The organism is Paenibacillus sp. p3-SID867 (assembly GCF_025142895.1).
GTDB lineage: Bacteria > Bacillota > Bacilli > Paenibacillales > Paenibacillaceae > Paenibacillus_AQ.
Genome location: NZ_JAMBDM010000017.1, coordinates 105,571 through 125,905 on the forward strand (window position 1 = coordinate 105,571; position 20,335 = coordinate 125,905).

Consider the following 20,335-nt stretch of genomic DNA (forward strand, 5'->3'; position numbering starts at 1 on the left):
AAAACCTAATAAAATTAGGTTTTTCACCTAAAAATATTAGATTTTTTTTATTGCCATTAGAAGTGATTCCAAAAGACCGTCTCTTCTAGGGGTAAACGGGTTGAAGGATGAGCCGGTACGGACTTCTTACCGATCGCAACCAGCATAACGGGAATCAAATGGCGCGGAACCCCGAATGCTTCAATAAAGAGGCTTGAGTTGTATCCGCCCATCGGGCATGAATCAAGACCGCGCGCCCTTGCAGCCAGCATGAGCTGCATGGCGGCCATGGAGGCGCTCCGTATCGCTTCTTCCCGGGCAAGTTCAGGCGCATTGGTGTAGGAATTCATTATTTGCCGGACCAGATTCGTTTTGACCTCATCTGGCATGAATCCCGCCTGAACCGCTTGGTCATATATCGCTTCAGCATGTTGATGGGCCTGCAGGTTTCCCAATATCGCGATGATAGCGGAGGCTTCTACGATTTGCCTTTGTCCATATGCGATGGGTAACAGTTTGTCTTTGGTGGCCTTATCTGTAATGGCAAGATACGTCCAATGCTGCAGATTCCAGGCGGAAGGTGCGGTACTCGCGATCTCTAGCATTTCTTTAATCTCTTCATGGCTGAGGTTGTGTTGGGGGTCAAAATGTTTTACCGCTTGACGTTCACGTACGGTAGTTAAAAAATCGGCATGCGAAATGGATGGCATATGAATCAGCTCCCTATCGTAGTTTTCTTCATTCTTAAGGCCGGGAAGGTGTTCCCAACGCAGCGAACGGTTACTTGAATATAGGATAATGATGTGTTCGAAACCATTCCCTATTTTGACAACTGTACCGATACAGTGGTGAGATCCTGTATAATAAGAGTCGCGAGGGGGCGGGATCATGAAAAAATATTTATCCATTCTTACCGATATGGAATCGAAAATTCAGGAAGGCCAATATCGTTCAGGGCAGAAGCTCCCTTCCGTTCGAAGTGCGGCACAATCCTACAGGTGCAGCATTAGTACGGTGATTCGTGCTTATACTGAGCTTGAGAAACGGCACGCCATTTATTCGGTTTCGCAAAGCGGTTATTATGTAGTCCAGAAAGATGGGGATTCGAATAACATGGATAAGAGTTTGATTGATTTTGCCTCGGCTTCTCCGGACGTGAACGTATTCCCGTATCTGGATTTTCAGCATTGCCTGAACAAGGCGATTGATACCTATAAATATGAGCTGTTTACCTATGGTGATCCGCAAGGAATGGAGAAACTGCGCCGCACCCTGGTCTCCCATTTGGCAGGAGCTCAAGTGTTCACTTCCGCGGAGAGGATTATGATTACGGCAGGCGCCCAGCAGGCGCTTGAGATTTTGACGAAAATGCCGTTTCCCGGCGGAAAGTCCGTCATTCTGGTCGAACAGCCCAGCTACAATAATTATTTGCAGCTGTTGGAGAGTGAAGGAGTGCCCGTTATCGGAATCACCCGCACTGCAGCGGGGATTGACCTGCAGGCTCTGGAGGAGCAATTTCGATCCGGACATATTAAATTTTTCTATACGATGTCGAGATACCATAATCCGCTGGGCAACTCCTACAGCGCAGAGCAGAGAAAGGCCATTGCTAATCTGGCGGCGAAATATGACGTTTATATCGTGGAAGACGATTATATGGCCGATCTGGGCGAGGAACGGGGATATGATCCCATCTATGCCTACAACCGAACATCGCATGTGGTGTATTTGAAGAGCTTCTCGAAGATTATTTTCCCCGGTTTACGCCTGGGAGCCGTCGTCCTGCCGGAACGTTTGCTCGATACGTTCCATGCTTTTAAAAGTTATGGGGATACGTCGCTGCTGTCCCAAGCGGCGCTTGAAATTTATATTAGCAACGGAATGTATGAACGGCATAAACAGAAGATTTACAGCCAGTATGAAACTCGAATGCAAGCCCTGAATGCGGCGGTGCAGCGATACGAGGGAGCCGGATGGATTGAAGCCGTACCTGGCGACGGCGGCATATATAAGCTGTTTAAGCTGCCGCAGACCGTTAACCTGGAGCGGTTGATCAGGCGGCTGAAAGAGCGGAACATTCATGTGGTGTCCGGCAAGCTGTTTTATCTATCTGACAACCTTATGCGCGAGAAGTTTATACGTATCAGCATTTCCAGAGCACGATTGGATCAGATTGAGGAAGGGGTTCGTGTTATAGTGGAAGAAGTAAAGCGGGAGGTCGGAAGTCGCTGGTAATGCCATATCGTGGAACGAAGGAGCGAGGCTTTTCATGGAGTATAAGGAAAAAGTGTACAACACCGCGGTCGAAGCTACGCTTGAGGTCATTGGCGGAAAGTGGAAACCTGTCATTCTCTTTCATCTTACTTTCGGTAAAAGACGAAATAGCGAATTTTTAAGCCTGATTCCCCAGATCACGCAAAAAATGCTGACACAGCATCTGCGGGAGCTGGAGGAGGAGGGCGTTATCGTACGAAAAACGTACAATCAGGTTCCACCCAAGGTGGAGTATGAACTGAGCGAGTATGGCTGGAGCTTGAAGGAAATTCTCCATTTAATGTGCAGATGGGGCGATATTCATATCGAGCGAAAATACGGCGAATCCGCCATGGTGCTGGAGAAGCCTGCATTTGAGGATCGTCATTAACAGGTATGATAAATGAAGGAGCCGACTATTCACGTATAGCCGGCTCTTTGTCATGCAGCTTGAACGATAACTTAGGGAATGACCTTACGCCGCCGGAGCTCGTCAAAGATATTCATGAACATGGCCTCTGTATCGACATACTCATGAAATCCGAAGCGGCGGGCCTTCGAACCGTCTGCAAAGAAATCATAATCCCATGAGAACACAAAATCACCGAACTTCCAGGAGGAAACCTCTTGATACGTGTGCTCCGCAAGTCCATGCTTCTCAACCATACGATTCCAGACCGGCTCTTTATCTGCCATGACAACTTCCAGATTCATCTGTAGAGGCGGTGCGGTTTCCATCTCAAAATACTGCGCAATCTTTGGCCATAACTCGTTCCAACGGAACAGATCCCCATTCGTGATGTTAAATGCTTGATTGGCGCATCGTTCATCGGTTGCGGCCCATACTGTAGCCTTCGCGAGCAGATCGGCATCGGTCATCTCCAGCAGACTGTGATAGGCCCCCGGCTTACCTGGAAAACGCAGAGGTATGCCGAGCTCTTTCGAAATCGAGGCATAGACGGCAATGACCATCGCCAGATTCATCGGATTTCCAAGGGAGAAGCCGCTGACTACGGATGGACGCAGGGCTGACCAGGTCCAGGTTTTGCCTTGTTGCCGCTCCTCAAGAAAGTTCTGCTGATCGATATTGAATTCTGGCGGCATATGGTTTGCATCCGTCTCCCGTGCTGGCGTTTTGAATGGACCGAGATGAGCACCGTATACCTTGTAGCCCTGCATTAGGCTGACATGCTGCAGGTTGGCAGCAATGGGCTCAATAGCTTCCACAACATGAACGAGCATTGCCAGATTCGGGGCAACGAGCTCGGCCCAAGTTGGCCGGTCCTGATAGGCGGCATAGAAGATGTGAGTTACTTCCGATAAGTGACTTAATTTGGCGACCGTATCCTCGCGATCAAGTAAATCGGCCGATAGATAGCTTATACGTTTCGTGGATTCGCCGCCTCGGCGCGATACGCCGACGATATTCCAATCGGGAAGCGTCGCAAGGTATTCGATGAGGTTGCGGCCGATCACCCCGTTGGCCCCTACAACCAATGCCGTCTTTTGCGAATGATGTGAACGTTGATCTGTATTCATATATTCATCTCCTAACGTCTTGTTCTTGATTAATGTCATTTTGCACGTTAGGGTTCGGCTTGAGAAGTACGCACTTTGAAGTGACCTAGTCACTTTTTGGTAATGTTTAAGTAAGGCAACCCTTTTTTGCTAAGGAAATATGATAAACTCACCATATAATTAGGACAACAACGTGCAACCTGTATGCTTATATCAAAAGCGGCATAATGCGGCTAGGTGCACACACGATTTGGCCCGTAAACCAAAAAAGAAGTAGCTCATGCTCGGCTAAATGTAAGAAAGAAACAGGGTGGCGATACCAAAGTAGATGACAAGCGAGAGAATATCGTTAATGGTTGTAATCAGTGGACCGGAGGCCACAGCCGGATCGATCTTGAATTTGAACAGAATGAGGGGGATGATGGTGCCGGCCATCGTGCCCACGATGAGTGTTGCAATCAACGAGCTTCCGACCACAAGCCCCAGATAAAGATTGCCCTGCCAGAAGTAGGCGATCAAGGATATCAGGATCCCGCATGTGACCCCGATCATCAAGCCGACCTTCAGCTCTCTCGCTAACAGCCGGTACACCAGCGACTTGGTCATTTCTTTCGTAGTCAGGCCGCGTACAATAACAGCTAGCGACTGCGTGCCGGTGTTGCCGGTCATTCCGGCAATCATGGGCATGAAGAAGGCCAGCGCCACAACCTGTGCCAGCGTCTCTTCAAATCGGGAAATGATCGTTCCCGAGATCAGACCGATGAATAAGAGCAGGACCAGCCAAGGTAATCTTCGAAAGGCGGCAACGGTTGCTTTGGTGTTGAAGTCAATGGATTTGCCCCCGGTGGCGTTCATTTTCCGAATGTCCTCATCGGCTTCCTTGATGACGACGTCGAGAATATCGTCAACCGTAATGATGCCTACAAGTTTGTTATCCTGTTCAACGACGGGGATGGCGACCAAATCGTATTTTTGGATCATCTGCGCGACTTCCTCCTGATCGGCATCCACAGGTACGGACAGTACCCGGCTGTGCATGATATCGACCATATATTCATCCGGTTCGGCCAAGATAAGACCACGGTAGGACACCACGCCCATCAGCTTCTTGTCTTGGTCAATGACGTACAGATAGTTGATCGTTTCGGAAATGGAGACGTAAGTTTTCAGCTTCTGGACGACCTCTGATACGGTGTAATGCTGGGGAATCCACACATAACGATTGGTCATGATTCGTCCCGCAGTTTCCGCCGGGTATTTCATCAGGTTCAGGACAAATTGGGATTCCTCGTCCCGCATTCCCTTGAGGAATTCGTCTTTCTGCTCAGGCGACAGCTCATCAAGCAGAATGGCGAGGTCGTCGTTATCCATCAAGTCCAGGATGATGGCTGTTTTTTCTTTTCCCAGCTTGCCCAAAACTTCGATCTGCTGGTCATGCTCCATTTCCTGAATCATATCGGCCAGCTGTTCCTCGTTCAGAAACTGCAGAAATCGGGTTTGGTCCGTATCGCTGAGGTGGCTATGTATTCTGGCCAGGTCATAAGGAAGAAATTCATCGATCATTCGCTGAAAGTCATTGGGTGTTTTTGCTTTCAGACTCTCTATAATGTCCGGCATCCATTGCTCCAGTGTCCGGGTATTCACGCCGACAATCCTCCTTTCTGATTCCGTTCTATGATAACGAAATGATTACATATTATAGGGTTCACCATAACGACTTATTATTAAACAATCCGAGTGGATGAAAATAAGGGTGATGGACGAGAAAAAAGAGACCACAGCATGAGTTGCAAACGGTTGCAATATCACATAAGATATAGGCGCAGAAATCTAAGAGTAGGGGTGAGTATATGAAATACAGACGTCTTGGAAAAACCGATCTGAAAGTATCGGTAGTCGGTGTGGGAACCTGGCAGTTTGGCGGTGATTGGGGGAAGGATTTCAACCAAAAGGAAGTCGACGCCATCTTAACGCATGCGAAGGAGCTCGGCGTTAATCTGCTCGATACAGCCGAATGTTATGGTCCTCATCATATGTCTGAGAATTTCATCGGTGATTTCTTGTCGCGCGACCGCCGCGAGGATTGGGTCATTGCCTCGAAGTTTGGTCATCGATGGCATGAGCAGTGGGAGAACGCTTGGGATGCGAAGCAGATCCGAATTCAGCTGGAGGAGTCACTTAAAGCGCTTCGTACCGATTACATCGACCTGTATCAATTCCATTCCGGCTCGGATGAAGTGTTCAACAATGATGACATGTGGACGATGCTGGACAAGCAGGTTCAGGCGGGAACGATCCGCAATCTGGGCATATCCATCGGAAGCAACAGAAATATCTATCAAACCGATAAGGCAGCGGAGGTGAATGCCAAAGCCATTCAGGTCGTATATAACCGTCTGGACCAAGCTCCGGAGGAAGAGGTCCTCCCTTCATGTTTGAAGCAGGATCTTGGCGTATTGGCGCGAGTTCCGCTTGCGAGCGGGTACTTAAGCGGAAAGTACAAGCCGGGAACGGTGTTCAGCGACAATGTGCGCAAGAATCGTGACCAGGACGAGATCAATGCCAAGCTGAAGCTTGTGGAAGAGATCAAGCAGAACGAAGTGCCTGAGGGCGTGAATATGGCCGAGTGGGCCCTGGCCTGGTGCTTAAAGCATCCGGCTGTCAGCTGTGTCATTCCCGGCTGCAAGAGCGTGGAGCAGGTGGAGACGAATGCGAGAGCCGTTGAGCTGGATCTGGTCCAAGACGATCATCCGGGAGCGTGGAAACCTTAGTACAGCCCAGACTCGAGTGCAAATTGGGCTATGTTAGAAAAAGCACCTGTAGAGGTGCTTTTTCTTGTATCATCCACATCCGGCCTGCAAACCGGCAACCATCCGCTTGGCAGGCCGGAATCGAAATTTAGAAATGACTCGTAGAAGCACGGGATGGCTCAATGACATGATCCGCGGGCTTCATGAACGTTTCAATCAGACTGGTAAAGCTGTCTCCGCCACGGCCGTTGGCCAACCCCCGTTTAAAGATCTCCAGCACGGCTTCAGGCAGTGAAGCGTCAATTCCTGCGTCATGTGTGGTATGGACGATATGCTCAACGCTGGCAGCGCCCATGGCAAGCCGATCCACGTCACCCGGATATTCTCCTGCATCGATGCGCGGCGTATAGAACTCAATGAATTGCGGCAGCGATGCCATCGTGCTGATCGCATGAGACTTCAATTGCTCTGCTGTGATGCCGTTAGCTTTGCCTACTGCAACAGCGTGCAAATAACTAAGCATCCCCGTCCAGAACATATCCATTCCGATTTGATAATATAGCGCGGCGAGCCCAGGATCTTCACCCCGATAATCCGTGCTCGTCAGCACTTCAAGCAACTCCTTTTGTGACTCGAAGACATCCAAGGGTCCGCTGTAAAAGGTGAACGACTCCGGCTTGCCGATTCCCGACGGAGGAACCTGCACACCGCCTGTGAGATGCGAAGCGCCATGTCCGGCCAGCCATTTGGCTGCTTCCCGGGCTTTCTCCGGGGTGTCCGAGCTTAGATTAACGAATACCTTACCCGCGAGAATGTCGGAGTCGTTTTCAAGAATAGCGTACATCGCATTGTAATCCGTAAGACTGAGAATGACTACCTCGCTTGCATTCAAGGCTTCCTTGACTGTGGACGCTCTGATCGCTCCCTGATCAATAAGCTCATTGGCTTTACTGGCAGTGCGATTCCACAATGTGACCCCGTAACCGTGATTCAGTAACGTGCGTGCCATGGCTTGACCCATCGGTCCCAGACCTATGATCGTCACTGATGATTGACTTTGCGTATTGTTTTTCATATTGAATTATAGCTCCTCTCAATAAGTCTAACCCCATGCTAAACGATAACACTGGTGTCAAAGTCAACTGCTGAAGTTTGGCTAATGATTCTGTGATTTTGCAGAGCGAATATTCCAGTGTAATAGACTCATTGCACGGGACTTTGTTATAGTTAACTTAACGGGATTTTTTGGGGAGGAACCAGATGAAACCTATTAATAAACTTAGCGTTCAAGATGATTTTGTTGGATTTTACTTGCTGAAGGAATTAAATATGAGACAGACCAACGGCACGCCGCCGAAAGATTATTTTGACATTATTCTCTCGGATGCGAGCGGCCAGATCTCGGCCAAATACTGGGATGTGACCATTCAGGATAAAGAAACGTTCCTGCCGATGCAATTAGTCAAAATCCAGGGAACCGTGCTGAGCTACCGGGATCAGCATCAAGTCAAAATCAGCAGAATCCGTAAAGCAACAGATGAGGACGGCGTTTCCTTAACCGATTTTGTAAGGGCTGCGCCAATCCGTCCCGTGGATCTGCTACACACAATCAAACTTACGATGAATGAGATTACGGAGCCGCAGGTACGAAGCGTTGTGCAGTATTGTGTGTCGAAGGTGGAAGAGAAGCTGATGCATTATCCGGCTGCCAAAACCTATCATCATGCCTATTTTGCCGGACTTGCCTATCATATTGTCCGCATGCTGGAGATTGGCGATTTCATCTGCAAGCAGCGGCCGTTTCTGAATCCGGACTTGATTAGGGCGGGCATTATCCTTCATGATATCGCAAAGCCGGAAGAGATGATCGCTCAGATGGGCATTGTTACGGACTACAGCAATCAGGGAAAATTGATCGGACATATCGCCCTGGCATCCAATTGGATCGTGGAAGCGGCCATACAGAACGACATCGCGCTGGATTCCGAAGTGGTATTGGGACTACAGCATCTCGTACTTTCCCACCATAACCTGGGAGAGTGGGGGAGCCCGGTTCAGCCGCAGACGGCTGAAGCCGTCGCGCTGCATCATATCGATCTGCTGGATGCCAAGCTGCAGATGGTAGAGGATGCCCTGGATACGACACTTGAAACGGAGCCGTGGACACCGATGATCCGCGGACTCGACAATAAGGCGATTTATCGACTGAAGGTATAAGGATTGCTTGAATACGACTAAGAAAAGAGAGTGCCTTTCATACAATGAGTTGAGGCATCCTTCGATCCATTGGATCATGGAGGATGCCTCTTCGTTATGCTTGGAAAAGTTTAGGGTTCTTGGCTCGATATCGGTATGGTAAAGCGCACCGTCGCCCCGCGAGGCGGGGTGTTCTCGGCAGAAATATGCCCTCCATGATGCTGAATGAGAAGTTTGGCGATATACAGCCCCAAACCGGAATGGCCTTTTTGTCTGGAGGATTGATGATCCCCTTGATAAAACTGCTTAAATACCTGCTGCAGATCCTGCTGCTGCCCAAAGCCTGCTCCATTATCCGTAACAGCCATCATCACCTGCTCCTCGGTGATTTCGATCCGCCATAGAATCTGTCCGGCTTCAGGAGTATATCGAATGCTGTTCGAAACGAGATTATCCAGTACCTGCATGATGCGATAGGGATCCAAGAGGACGGGCTTTTTGTTCAATCGATTATCGTTGATCTCTGTATGGAAGGTTATGTTGTGATTGCCGCATAAAGCGGCATATTCCATGGTTTTATCATCTGCCAGTTCTTCAAGATCCACGGGAAGCGGCTGAAGCCGAAAAGAGACCTTCTCAATTTCCGCGATGGTGTTCATATCCTGAAGGAGCTTCGAAGCACGTGTCGTGTTGCGTTTGATGACTTGCAGATATTGCGATCGTTTGGCTTCGTACGATTCCCCGTTCATCTGCTCCAAGCCCTCAACATGTCCTTGAATAATCGTAAGCGGTGTTCGAAGATCGTGAGCGAGAGCCGCAAACATGGTGCTTCTATCCTGCTCCAGTCTCCATTCCCGCTCGATGGATTGCTCCAGCTCTTGACGCATGTCCTCAAAAGCATGTGTAAGCCGGTTAACTTCCGTTATTGACGATGTCCCTGTCATCGAAAAGTGTAAATTTCGCTCTTTAATCTGCTCGGCTCCTTGCAGAAGCCGCTGCAGCGGAGTGCTGATCTGTCGGCTGAATCGCCTTCCGAATATTAGCGTGAACAAGATGATGTACAGAAAAGGCGTCAGAACAAAGATGAGGGACCCGATGGTTACCAAGGGATTCAGCTCCGGATTGGATGCCGTCACCTTCAGGTTATATCCAAGCAGAAGAGCCCCTGCAAGATTTCCGTCACTGGAGACAACCGGAGTGTATTTCACGACTTGATTCATGCTTCTATGCGTCTGGTTCAAGCGTGCCAGTATTTTCTGCCGGCTAAGTGATTCGTTGAGAGGAAGATCACCATATAGGGGTTCGCCAGTAAGGGACACTACCAGGTAGGACATGCCCTGCGAGGGAATCACCTTTTCCAGTTCGGCTTGTCCCTGCTTGCTCATGACAGAATCGCCCCGGGCTTCGGCGTACTCCGAAATTACAGGGATCTGAGCTTCATAATGATTGGCCGGGAACGCGATGTCATGGTTGAACAAGTATCCAAGCAGCATCGCGAGCAGTCCCCAGGTTACAAGCGTAGCCAGCAAGCTGCAGGCCAGGATCGACGCGAAATGGCGGGCGAACGTGTTTTTGATGGAACGCTGTTTCATCATTTGGGATCCCACTTGTAGCCAATGCCCCATACGGTTTGAATATAGCTGCGGTCCTGTGCGTGGGCGGCCAGCTTGGCCCGTATTTTCTTAATATGCTCGGTGATGGTAGAGTCGTCCCCTTCAGCGTCAAATCCCCATAACTTCTCGTAAATCTGCTCTCTGGAAAAGACCTGCCCCTGATGCATCGCCAGCAGTTCTAAGATCTGATACTCCTTATTCGTAAGAGCGAGGTTGTGCCCGTTGCAGGTAACGGCATGTCCCTTGCAATCGATCGTCAGGGCTGGGAAGCGCAGGAAACCCTGTTCTTTGTGGGTGCGGATTCTCTGTTCTCGCCGCAGATGGGCATGGATACGGGCTTTTAATTCAGCAAGGCTAAAGGGCTTGAGCAAATAATCGTCCCCGCCGGCAGCCAGCCCTCGAATTCGGTCCACTTCACTTTGGCATGCACTCAAGAACACAATGGGACACTGCGTCCTTTCCCTAAGCTGCTCGCATACCGCAATGCCGTTCATATCAGGCATCATTACATCGAGTATGATCAGGGACGGCTGCTGTTTGCTCTGGATTAACGCCTCCTGTCCACTTCCGGCAGTCAGTACGTGATAGCCTTCAAGCTCCAGCGCGTCTTGTATAAAAGAGATGATTTCTTCTTCATCATCCACTAATAGGATCGTTTCGTTTGCCATATCTATTACATCCTCCGAGAACTAGCTATTTAAAAAGGTCTATCTAGTTAGTGTACACGTCATTTCTAAAGAATGAATAAAGAAAATCTAACGACTTAAAGTTAGTAGCAGTATCCATACTTCAACGGAGCAGGCGGAATCGTTCTGGAGAAGCGGAAGCGGTCGCCTTTGCCCCCGGATTTCAACCATTCTTAAATGCATAGATAGGAATCTGGGGGCAACAGCGATCGGAAGAATGATCCGCATGCGCAGTGATGCTTAAGCTGCTGTATACTTACAGGTCAATTTGAGTATCTTTATCCTTTCTTTATGATTGTACCTTAACCTGAAGGCACAATGATAAGGAGGTACGATGATGGCAACGAATTCACAGCCAAGAATAAGGCTCATTGACAGCTTGAGGGGATTTGCACTATTAGGCATTTTTTTGGTGAACATTACGTTTTTTACGACATCGCTGCAAACCATTTCGTTCGGGGTTGAATTATGGTCAGGCTGGTACAATGAAGTCCTGATGCTGCTGCGCGGAATTGTAGTTGACGGCAAATTCATATTGATTTTCTCTTTCCTGTTTGGTTTTGGCATGGTGATGTTACAGGAGAGCAGTCAGGCAAAAGGACGAAGCTTTAACCGCATCTATACTCGAAGGTTGACGGCTTTGCTTCTAGTCGGTCTGATCCATGGAATTCTGATTTGGTACGGAGACGTTCTGACCCACTATGCACTCATGGGTTTTCTGCTGATGCTGTTTCAACGCTGCAAGCCGAGAACGCTGCTGGTCTGGTCGCTATCCCTGCTGCTGCTCGTTCCCGTCCTGCTGACGGGAGCAAGTCTGCTGAGCCCTTCGGCTGGCCAGGTCTTTGAGCCGTTTAGCCAAGCGGATGCGCATCAGATAGGAATATATTTCCAGGAGCGGGATGCAGCCATATACGGAGAGGGGACGACGGCCCAGATCATCGCTCAGCGGCTGAATGATTACATCGGCTCCATTTTGAATATGGTGGTCTTCTACCCCCAAGTATTAGGGATGTTCCTGATGGGTGCCTACTTCTGCAAGCGTCGTATTTTGCATGAGGTCCAGAAGAACCGGAAAGGGATCGTCCGATTGGTGGTCATTGGAGGTAGTTTGGGTCTTGTCCTTCAACTCGTGATGTCGCTGGCGGATGGACTTCCATCCTGGGGCGAGGCGGTCGTTTTATTCGTTGGGGCACCACTCTTGACCCTGGGCTATATCGGTGCGCTTGCACTTTTATACCAGAATAAAACGTGGCAAAAGGTGCTGGATTTATTTTCTTATCCCGGAAAAATGGCCTTCACCAACTATTTGCTTCAATCGATCCTTTGCGGATTGATCTTTTACAGCTACGGATTGGGGTGGTATGGAAAGATCGAACCGATCTGGCAGATGGTGATGGTTGTCGTCATTTTTGCTCTGCAAGCAGCCTTCAGCAGGGTCTGGTTGAAGCGGCTTCCGATGGGACCATTCGAATATATCTGGCGCCTGTTTACGTATTGGGGAAATCCCGTGCAACAAGGGCAGAAGGTGAATGTTCGTCACTGACATGAAGCACGCTCTATTAAACTTCACTGCATCAAAGCACCCAAGCTTTAAATAAAACTCTTGCAATTTTAATTCGGGGTGTAATACAATGCTTCTTAATTAACCAACACGATATGTTATAACAAGCGATGATGGAAAGAGTAAGCGAAAGAACGTTCCTGACAGGAAAGGGCAGCCACCGACTGAGAGCGCCCGGGCGAAGGTTCTCCGCTGAAGTTCATTCCGGAGCTGGTATGCTGATAATCTGCATGTTGCGTGCAGAGGGGTAGGCTTACCCGTAACCCTTGCGTTAAGAGGTTCAAGTGAGATGTGTTTGCTTTTTTTTGGCATATCTAATAAGGGTGGTACCACGACTCCTCGTCCCTTTTCGGGCGGGGGGTCTTTTTGTTTTTATAAACCAGAAAAAAAAGGTGAGGGAGAGATTTCAGATGAGTCAAGGACGTTTGGAACAATTAAGATCGGAGCTCGATTCCGTTAATCTTCAACTGCTGGAGCTGTTGTCGGAGCGGGCACGAATTGCCCAGGAGATCGGTCAGGAGAAGCAAAAGCAGGGAGTTCCTGATTTTGATCCGGTACGCGAGAAAAAAATGCTGGATACTCTGGTGGAGCATAACCAAGGTCCTTTCGATAATGAAACGGTGCGTCATTTATTTAAACAGATTTTCCAGGCATCCTTGAAGCTGCAGCAAGTCGATCACAAGAAGCATTTGCTGGTGAGCCGGAAGAAGAAGCAGGAAGATACACTGATTCAGCTGGGCTATACGGTGATTGGCGGCGGCACGCCGGTAATGATCGCAGGGCCATGCTCCGTTGAGAGTTATGAGCAAGTACGCCAGGTTGCGGCAGCTCTTAAGGAAGCGGGCATAACCGTCATGCGCGGCGGGGCGTTCAAACCGAGAACATCGCCTTACGATTTTCAGGGCTTGGGCATTGAGGGCCTGAAAATTCTGAAGGAAGTGGCGTCCGAGTTCGGGCTGAAGACGATCAGCGAAATCGTGGATCCTGCGCATATCGAGCTTGCGTGCGAATACATTGACGTCATTCAGATCGGTGCGCGGAACATGCAGAACTTTGAGCTGTTAAAAGCGGCGGGGGATGTTCAGACGCCGGTGCTGTTGAAACGCGGACTTGCGGCTACGATCGATGAGTTCGTGCACGCTGCGGAATACATCGTGTCCCGCGGTAATACGCAAGTGATGCTGATTGAACGCGGCATTCGGACGTACGAAAAGGCGACGAGAAACACCCTGGACATTTCGGCGGTGCCGATTCTGAAACAGGAAACGCATCTTCCGGTGCTGGTGGACGTGACCCATTCCACAGGCCGCAAGGACATCCTTGCCCCTTGTGCAAGAGCGGCTCTCGCTGCAGGTGCGGACGGCGTGATGGTAGAGGTTCATCCCGATCCGGCTACGGCGTTGTCCGATGCGGCGCAGCAGCTGAATATTCCGGAATTCCATGATTTCCTGGCGAATGTGAAGAAGTCCGGATTGCTGTAAAAAAGCATTCTTTTGCTTCTGGAAGATAAAGGGTTGACAAAACGCTTCTCTTTCCTTAAGATAATTATCAAAATTCATATCGAAATGTTTTGATTAGAAATAGTAAAAGCGAAATGACTTTTCAGAGAGCCGTTGGCAGGTGTGAAACGGTAATGTCGTTCCCTTTGAACTCGTCTATGAACAGCTGCCTGATCATGTAGGGTTAGCCGGAGTTCCACCGTTACAGGGATAGATGGTGATGGCCATCGAAGAAGATCATTTTGCATAAAATGAATTAGAGTGGTACCGCGGGTTCAACCCCGCCTCTATACGTAGAGGCGGGGTTTTTTTGTTGGTTAAATTCCGGGTTTAACCAACCCCGCTTGATATAAATGAATGAAAATGGATGATCGATGATCGAGGAGGAATATCAAATGGAACGCAATATTATCGTATTGGACACAACCTTGCGCGACGGAGAGCAGGTTCCGGGCGCCAAACTGAACGTACAGCAAAAAATCGAGTTTGCGCAGCAGCTAAAGCGGCTGAACGTCGATATTATCGAGGCTGGTTTTCCCGCGTCTTCGGCAGGGGATTTTCAAGCGGTTCAGGAAATCGCCCGAACCGTAGGCGATAGCGTCTCCATTACTGCGCTTGCACGCGCAGTGAAGAGCGATATCGATGCCGTATATGAGAGCATTAAGCTCGCGCAAAATCCGCTGATTCATATCGTGCTTGGCACCTCGAACATTCATGTGGAGAAGAAATTCAACCGCTCCAAGGATGCGGTGCTCCAGATGGGCGTTGATGCGGTGAAGTACGCCAAAACACTGCTGCCTCATGTCCAGTATTCGACGGAGGATGCATCCAGGTCCGATTTTGAATATCTGTGGTCAACGATCGAAGCCGTCGTGAAGGCCGGAGCAACGATGATTAACGTACCGGATACGGTCGGTTATGCGGTTCCGGATGAGTTCGGCGAATTGATTCGCAAAATCAATGAACGCCTGAAGAATCTGAACGACCAGGTTATTCTCAGCGTTCACTGTCATAACGATCTCGGGCTTGCTACGGCGAACACGCTCAGCGCAGTGAGAAATGGTGCCCAGAAAGTAGAATGCACGATCAATGGTTTAGGGGAGCGCGCAGGCAATACATCGCTGGAAGAAGTGGTCATGGGACTGAAGGTCCGGGAGAATCACTTTAAGGCCTCCACCAATATCCGGCTCAAGGAGCTGATTAGAACCTCCCGGCTGCTGACGCATTTGACGGGCCTGGATGTGCAGGTGAACAAGGCGATTACGGGTGAGAATGCATTCGCGCACTCATCCGGCATTCACCAGGACGGCCTGCTGAAGGATAAACAGGTTTATGAGATTATGTCGCCGGAGGAAGTCGGCGCCGACAGCATGGAGCTGATCCTGACGGCACGGTCCGGAAGGCATGCGTTCAAGAATGCGGTGGAGAAGCTTGGCTTCGAGACAGGCGAAGGCGAAGATTTTGAAGCGTTGTTCGCGAAATTCCTGCAGCTGGCCGATGCCAAGAAGGAAGTATATGACCATGACGTTTTTTATCTGGTGACCCAGCACCGTACCCATGAAGAAGTCAGCAGTCATCTGTATGAGCTGGATTCGTTCCAGGTCGTGACCAATGATCTGTATCCGACGGCAACCGTGAAGCTGAGAAAAGGCAGCGAGACGTTCAGGGACAGCATGGTGGGGGATGGCCCGATCGATGCGCTGTACAGCGCCATGAAAGCGTTGGTCGGTTTGGACGTACAGTTAAAGGATTACAAAATCAATAGTCTGTCCAGGGGAAAAGAAGCCATCGGCCGGGTGAATATCCGAATCGAATATCAAGGCAAAACCTATTCCGGGCGCGCGATGGATACGGATATCATTAAGGCAAGCGCGTTGGCTTTTCTTAACGGGATTAACGCGGTATTGCTTGATGCCGGCCAGGATGTGCAGGTGCAAGCGCCGGTGGATGCACGATAATTCATGTTATGAGACGGTTGCGTTCACCAACGGCCAAGTCATAACGGTAACGTAAAGCTGGTGCGGAGGGTGGATACCTCACGTCTACTTCTAATGTAGAGGTGGGGTATGCGGCCGCCCGTAACCGATGGATTTTAAAAGCACACTTATTGACCGATCGTTACAAAATATATATAATGAGCTGGAAACTATAGGAGAGAGGAGCCGATGATGGTGCGAAGATCATGGAGGGATACGTCCTTGCAGCGAAATGGCATGTTCATTCATGCCGAAATGTAGAGTGGGCGAGGTGTTTTATTTTTTTGTATAGTTTTGTACTATCCGGTAAAATAGTTGGTTGTACGCGAAGTTAGCATCTTATTTGAGCGCTTACGGATTCATTGATCCTATTTTTGTACCGATAATTACAGAAGTTTTGGAATAATAAAAGACAGGAGTGGTTTCCTTTGCCTTTATCGATTTATATATTAGGACTTATGATTTTCTCGATGACAACCTCCGAGTTTATGGTAGCAGGCATTATGCCTTCGCTTTCGGCAGAATTCGGCGTTTCAGTTGCAGCCATCGGATATCTCATTACCGCTTATGCCGCCGGCATGATTATAGGAGGACCGCTGCTGACGGTAGGGCTGTTGAAGGTGCCGCGCAAACAGGCCTTTATGATATTGGCTGCCATTTTTCTTGTCGGTCAGACGCTCGGCGCTGTCGCGACCACATATGAAGTGATGATGGCTGCCAGAGTGATCACGGGTATCTCCTCTGCAGCGGCGTTTGGCGTCTCGCTTGCGATTAGCTTTTCCCTCGTCGGTCCGGAATCGCGTGGAAGGGCGGCGTCGATCGTCCTCGGCGGTTTAATGGTTGCAACGGCGATCGGACTTCCGCTGGCGATGTGGATCGAGCAGCTATTAGGCTGGCGTGCCAGCTTCTGGGCTGTTGTGGTTCTGGTATTGGCATCGGGCTTGGTGGGGCTGTTTACGATCCCATCCTTGCCCAGAACGGAATCGGCCGGCATTCGTGGAGAGTTTGTCGCCTTCAAGAATCGCCATCTATGGGCTGCATATGCCACAAGCATGCTGATTATCGGAGCTACCTTTGCCGCATTCAGTTATTTCTCGCCGATCTTAACCGATCTTACCGGCTTTGGCGCTCAGGCGGTTCCGATCCTGCTTGGCGTATACGGTGTGGCAACGGTGCTTGGCAACATGGTCACCGGCAGACTGGCGGACCATTATATGATGCAGATCCTTACGATTGGGTTGGTCGCTCTAGCGGCGGCTTTAGTGGTATTCGGACTGTTTGTGCACAGCCAGGTGATCGCTATGATTGCGGTTGTGATCGTAGGTTTAGCCGGTGTGCCCATGAACCCGGCCATGGCGACCCGGGTCACCCGGGTTGCCGATACGGGGTCGCTTGTTACGACGGTGCATGGGTCCGTGATCAGCCTTGGCGTTGTCGTTGGTTCCTCCGTTGGAGGGATGGCGATGGATGCGGGATTTGGCTTGGCATCGCCTCTGTGGGTAGGGGCGTTCTTGGCTGTTCTCGGTTTGCTGTCCTTACTGCCAGCCGTGCGAGGTAGGGGGATAGCACAGCCTCTGTCTTCCGAACTATGACGGATTACCTGAAACCACCAGCTCCGAATAAAAGGGAGCTGGTGGTTTCTAATTTTCAGCTGAACTGCTGCGTGATCCCCGCCATAAACTCCTCCTCCGAGGCTTTGCTTCGCAAATCCATCAAGAAATGAGCATCTGCTCCGGATAAATAGCGGAAACGGGAGGATGTATCAGTAGCCGCTTCGTAAATGGTTTCCGCAATTAACTCCGGTGTGGAGACGTTGGTTTCAAAGCTGGCCATTTGTTTTTGCAGCACCGTTTCTGAATAGGCTGCATAAGCATTCAGCGAAGGGTCTGACAGCAGGTCCAATGAACGTCCGGTAAAGTCTGTTGCAACGTTTCCGGGCTCTACAACTTTCACCTTAATATTCTGTGCAGCCAGCTCATAGAACAAGGACTCCGAGAACCCTTCGACGGCCCACTTGCTCGCATGATACAAAGACAGAAGAGGAAAGGCAACTCTGCCGCCAACGGATGAAACATTGATGATCGTTCCCTCGCCGTTCATTCTGAAATGGGGGAGTATAGCCTGGGTTGTCTGGAGGACACCAAATACGTTGACATCAAACTGTTTTCTTACCTGTTCATCCGTCGCGGCTTCAAATGCGCCAATGGCTGCGTAGCCTGCATTGTTCAGCAGCACATCGATTTTACCGAATTGCCGAATCCCTTCAGCGATGGATGTTTCGATGGTTTCCTTACGTACAACATCCAGTTTTGTGACCAGCATACGCTCTCGCTGAATGAAATCCATTTCCTTCTCAGGCGAACGCATGGTTGCGATGACGTTCCATCCTCGCTCCCAAAAATACTGTGCGGTTCCTCTTCCGATTCCTGAGGATGTGCCTGTAATTAAAATGGTCTTCATAGTCTTATTCCCCCTCTATTCTCACTTGCAAGGAGAGTATATAACGAAAGCTGAACAAAGTAAACTTATTTTATTAAATTAGTAAATTAAATATAATTCAAATGGTTATTAAGCACCATGTCTCCTTGAACGGCCAGCATAGGAAAACACATGCGATCAGAAGAAAGTACATGTTAATGCAAGGGAATTGGATGTTATCATGAAAGCGCTTTAGATTTTCAGGTGAGAATTATGGAAGGAAGCGATATGGATGAGAAGAAAATGGAGTTTGGTTTTGATGAGTGCGCTAATCGCCGTAATGGCGGTCGGCTGTAATGGTGCCAAGGAAGCGGATGGAGGAACCTCCGGTTCATCAAGCGCTGCCGCTGATGGCAAGCTGTCTTTCACGATGTCCATGGCAACCAGCGGAAACAAACATGCCGAGCGTTCGAAGGATGTAAATGAAGAGAGATGGGTGAAGGAGCTTGAGAAGCTGACCAATACGGATATTGAACTGACGATGCTTCCGCTGAAGGACTTCGATAGCAAAATGACTTTAATGTTTGCCTCCAATGATATTCCTGACGTCGTTCAGAACGTGGGAGGGGCTACAAGCAAGGGAATGTCCGGTTCCGTAGAAGCAGGCGTATTTATGCCGCTTGACGATTTGCTGAAGGAGCATGCTCCGAACTTGATGAAGAGTGTGCCGAAGGAAGCCTGGCAGGAGACAAGCTATGACGGCAAAATTTACGGAATACCGGCATGGCTGTCCAACCCCTCCCGGAGAGGGCTGTATATCCGGACCGATCTGCTGGAGAAGACAGGGCTCCCTGCTCCAAAGACAGTGGATGACTTTCTGGACGTGATGCGTGCGATGAAAAAGGAAGGCGTGGAGTTCCCGTATCAAATGCGGGAGAACTTTAAATATGCGGACACGATTCTGGGAGCGTTCGACGTGCTGCCATCACAGTACGAACTCCAGAACGGGGAGGTCGTTCCCAAGTTCTTCGATGTGGAAAATATGACGAAGGCGCTCGAGACCTATAAGACCATGTACGATGAAGGTCTGATTCCTAAGGATTTTGCGACCCTGACCTCGAGTGACTATGGAAAAAATATTGAGAGCGGTAAATCCGGCATGTGGTCAGCCAATGCCCAGCTTCTCTCGGGATTCCGCGGTAAGCTGAAAAATGCCGTGCCAGACGCCAAGGTCGATATCATTGCTTCGCCGCGCGGTCCGGAGAACACAGGAGGCCATCTGCTGTATTCAAGCATCAATACATCCTACTATATTAACAGCAAGGTCTCAGAAGAGAAGGCCATCGGCATTATCAAGTTTTTTGACTGGATGCTGACGCCGGAGGCAGAGACATATTTCTCGTTCGGCATTGAAGGCGAAACGTTCACCCGGGAAAACGGCGCGATCAAGTTTACGCCTCCATCCACGCCGGAAGCGATGGATGAAGACGGTTTCCGCAGCATGTTCTGGTTCGTCCACGATATGGTATACAACAAGGCAAAGGAAGAGCTTACCGAGGACGGACAGGATATGATCAAGTTCATGGATACGGTGGTCTTCAAGGAAGGTCTAGGGTCGATCCGCTTCTCCCCGGCATTGGACGCTTACTCCAAATATCCGGATACCGCGCCGCAAGGCGATGACGTGGGGCCAAAGCTCGTTCTTGACCATATGATCAAGATGATTTATGGCAGAGAGCCGATCTCGGATTGGCCGAAAGTGATTGAGGAATACAAGAAGAAGGGCGGCCTTGAGATCATTAAGGAAGCCACGGACCGTTACAACGAAGGGAAGGGCATTGTCGTCTCGGAAAACCGGAAATAACCGATTCATGAAGAGAAGGAGA

General features: G+C 49.6%; 16 protein-coding genes and 1 other annotated feature. Of the genes, 9 read left to right on the top strand and 7 right to left on the bottom strand.

The genetic code is table 11. The features are described 5' to 3' along the window. Positions 1 to 56: 56 nt before the first annotated feature. Entirely contained in the window at positions 57 to 689 is a 633-nt protein-coding gene (locus M4D81_RS27440; RefSeq protein ID WP_260068732.1) for a nitroreductase family protein, read from the bottom strand. A 178-nt stretch (positions 690 to 867) separates the two neighbouring features. Here M4D81_RS27440 and M4D81_RS27445 point away from each other — a divergent pair, with 178 nt between their 5' ends. Continuing rightward, entirely contained in the window at positions 868 to 2,214 is a 1,347-nt protein-coding gene (locus M4D81_RS27445) for an aminotransferase-like domain-containing protein (RefSeq protein WP_260068733.1), read from the top strand. Positions 2,215 to 2,248: 34 nt separating this feature from the next. Continuing rightward, positions 2,249 to 2,623, top strand: coding sequence for a winged helix-turn-helix transcriptional regulator (locus tag M4D81_RS27450; protein WP_260068734.1), 375 nt, complete (start codon positions 2,249 to 2,251; stop codon positions 2,621 to 2,623). 71 nt (positions 2,624 to 2,694) lie between these two features. Here the strand turns inward: M4D81_RS27450 and M4D81_RS27455 are convergent, their stop codons facing one another. Together M4D81_RS27455 and mgtE are read right to left on the bottom strand one after the other, a co-directional pair. After that, positions 2,695 to 3,771, bottom strand: coding sequence for an SDR family oxidoreductase (locus M4D81_RS27455; RefSeq protein ID WP_260068735.1), 1,077 nt, complete (start codon positions 3,769 to 3,771; stop codon positions 2,695 to 2,697). Between the two features lie 267 nt (positions 3,772 to 4,038). Beyond that, a complete protein-coding gene (gene mgtE, locus M4D81_RS27460; protein ID WP_260068736.1) occupies positions 4,039 to 5,394 on the bottom strand; it encodes a magnesium transporter in 1,356 nt (451 codons plus the stop codon). 206 nt (positions 5,395 to 5,600) lie between these two features. Here mgtE and M4D81_RS27465 point away from each other — a divergent pair, with 206 nt between their 5' ends. Continuing rightward, positions 5,601 to 6,521 carry an aldo/keto reductase gene (locus M4D81_RS27465; protein ID WP_260068737.1) on the top strand — a complete coding sequence of 307 codons (921 nt, stop codon included), beginning with the start codon at positions 5,601 to 5,603 and terminating at the stop codon, positions 6,519 to 6,521. A gap of 127 nt (positions 6,522 to 6,648) precedes the next feature. Here the strand turns inward: M4D81_RS27465 and M4D81_RS27470 are convergent, their stop codons facing one another. Further along, positions 6,649 to 7,575, bottom strand: coding sequence for an NAD(P)-dependent oxidoreductase (locus M4D81_RS27470; RefSeq protein WP_260068738.1), 927 nt, complete (start codon positions 7,573 to 7,575; stop codon positions 6,649 to 6,651). A gap of 185 nt (positions 7,576 to 7,760) precedes the next feature. On the opposite strand from M4D81_RS27470, the gene M4D81_RS27475 reads away from it, so the two are divergent. Next, entirely contained in the window at positions 7,761 to 8,717 is a 957-nt protein-coding gene (locus tag M4D81_RS27475; RefSeq protein WP_260068739.1) for a 3'-5' exoribonuclease YhaM family protein, read from the top strand. Between the two features lie 110 nt (positions 8,718 to 8,827). On the opposite strand, the gene M4D81_RS27480 is transcribed toward M4D81_RS27475, so the two are convergent. Both M4D81_RS27480 and M4D81_RS27485 read right to left on the bottom strand, forming a co-directional pair. Continuing rightward, positions 8,828 to 10,291 carry a sensor histidine kinase gene (locus M4D81_RS27480; protein ID WP_260068740.1) on the bottom strand — a complete coding sequence of 488 codons (1,464 nt, stop codon included), beginning with the start codon at positions 10,289 to 10,291 and terminating at the stop codon, positions 8,828 to 8,830. Then, positions 10,288 to 10,977, bottom strand: coding sequence for a response regulator transcription factor (locus tag M4D81_RS27485; RefSeq protein WP_260068741.1), 690 nt, complete (start codon positions 10,975 to 10,977; stop codon positions 10,288 to 10,290). The genes M4D81_RS27480 and M4D81_RS27485 overlap by 4 nt, the downstream gene beginning before the upstream one ends. A gap of 352 nt (positions 10,978 to 11,329) precedes the next feature. On the opposite strand from M4D81_RS27485, the gene M4D81_RS27490 reads away from it, so the two are divergent. The 4 genes from M4D81_RS27490 (at position 11,330) to M4D81_RS27505 (ending at position 17,623) form a co-directional block, all read left to right on the top strand. Beyond that, positions 11,330 to 12,538: a DUF418 domain-containing protein gene (locus tag M4D81_RS27490; RefSeq protein WP_260068742.1), complete on the top strand. Its 1,209-nt coding sequence runs from the start codon at positions 11,330 to 11,332 to the stop codon at positions 12,536 to 12,538. 428 nt (positions 12,539 to 12,966) lie between these two features. Continuing rightward, on the top strand, positions 12,967 to 14,037 hold the full coding sequence (locus M4D81_RS27495; protein ID WP_260068743.1) for a bifunctional 3-deoxy-7-phosphoheptulonate synthase/chorismate mutase: 1,071 nt from the start codon (positions 12,967 to 12,969) through the stop codon (positions 14,035 to 14,037). Positions 14,038 to 14,117: 80 nt separating this feature from the next. Next, positions 14,118 to 14,347, top strand: a binding site (T-box leader). A 103-nt stretch (positions 14,348 to 14,450) separates the two neighbouring features. Beyond that, positions 14,451 to 16,013: a 2-isopropylmalate synthase gene (locus M4D81_RS27500; RefSeq protein ID WP_260068744.1), complete on the top strand. Its 1,563-nt coding sequence runs from the start codon at positions 14,451 to 14,453 to the stop codon at positions 16,011 to 16,013. 446 nt (positions 16,014 to 16,459) lie between these two features. Further along, positions 16,460 to 17,623: an MFS transporter gene (locus tag M4D81_RS27505; RefSeq protein ID WP_260068745.1), complete on the top strand. Its 1,164-nt coding sequence runs from the start codon at positions 16,460 to 16,462 to the stop codon at positions 17,621 to 17,623. Between the two features lie 55 nt (positions 17,624 to 17,678). On the opposite strand, the gene M4D81_RS27510 is transcribed toward M4D81_RS27505, so the two are convergent. After that, positions 17,679 to 18,491, bottom strand: a complete 813-nt coding sequence (locus M4D81_RS27510; protein WP_260068746.1) for an SDR family oxidoreductase — start codon at positions 18,489 to 18,491, stop codon at positions 17,679 to 17,681. Positions 18,492 to 18,741: 250 nt separating this feature from the next. Here M4D81_RS27510 and M4D81_RS27515 point away from each other — a divergent pair, with 250 nt between their 5' ends. After that, positions 18,742 to 20,313 (top strand): extracellular solute-binding protein, encoded by a 1,572-nt coding sequence (locus M4D81_RS27515; protein WP_260068747.1) that lies wholly within the window; start codon positions 18,742 to 18,744, stop codon positions 20,311 to 20,313. Positions 20,314 to 20,335: the final 22 nt, after the last annotated feature.

What these genes read in the sequence shown, in the direction of transcription:
- M4D81_RS27510 (WP_260068746.1), bottom strand. Translation starts at nt 18,491, where the DNA reads ATGAAGACCATTTTAATTACAGGCACATCCTCAGGAATCGGAAGAGGA.
- M4D81_RS27515 (WP_260068747.1), top strand. Translation starts at nt 18,742, where the DNA reads ATGAGAAGAAAATGGAGTTTGGTTTTGATGAGTGCGCTAATCGCCGTA.
- M4D81_RS27485 (WP_260068741.1), bottom strand. Translation starts at nt 10,977, where the DNA reads ATGGCAAACGAAACGATCCTATTAGTGGATGATGAAGAAGAAATCATC.
- M4D81_RS27490 (WP_260068742.1), top strand. Translation starts at nt 11,330, where the DNA reads ATGATGGCAACGAATTCACAGCCAAGAATAAGGCTCATTGACAGCTTG.
- M4D81_RS27500 (WP_260068744.1), top strand. Translation starts at nt 14,451, where the DNA reads ATGGAACGCAATATTATCGTATTGGACACAACCTTGCGCGACGGAGAG.
- M4D81_RS27470 (WP_260068738.1), bottom strand. Translation starts at nt 7,575, where the DNA reads ATGAAAAACAATACGCAAAGTCAATCATCAGTGACGATCATAGGTCTG.
- M4D81_RS27480 (WP_260068740.1), bottom strand. Translation starts at nt 10,291, where the DNA reads ATGATGAAACAGCGTTCCATCAAAAACACGTTCGCCCGCCATTTCGCG.
- M4D81_RS27475 (WP_260068739.1), top strand. Translation starts at nt 7,761, where the DNA reads ATGAAACCTATTAATAAACTTAGCGTTCAAGATGATTTTGTTGGATTT.
- M4D81_RS27445 (WP_260068733.1), top strand. Translation starts at nt 868, where the DNA reads ATGAAAAAATATTTATCCATTCTTACCGATATGGAATCGAAAATTCAG.
- M4D81_RS27450 (WP_260068734.1), top strand. Translation starts at nt 2,249, where the DNA reads ATGGAGTATAAGGAAAAAGTGTACAACACCGCGGTCGAAGCTACGCTT.
- M4D81_RS27455 (WP_260068735.1), bottom strand. Translation starts at nt 3,771, where the DNA reads ATGAATACAGATCAACGTTCACATCATTCGCAAAAGACGGCATTGGTT.
- M4D81_RS27465 (WP_260068737.1), top strand. Translation starts at nt 5,601, where the DNA reads ATGAAATACAGACGTCTTGGAAAAACCGATCTGAAAGTATCGGTAGTC.
- M4D81_RS27495 (WP_260068743.1), top strand. Translation starts at nt 12,967, where the DNA reads ATGAGTCAAGGACGTTTGGAACAATTAAGATCGGAGCTCGATTCCGTT.
- M4D81_RS27440 (WP_260068732.1), bottom strand. Translation starts at nt 689, where the DNA reads ATGCCATCCATTTCGCATGCCGATTTTTTAACTACCGTACGTGAACGT.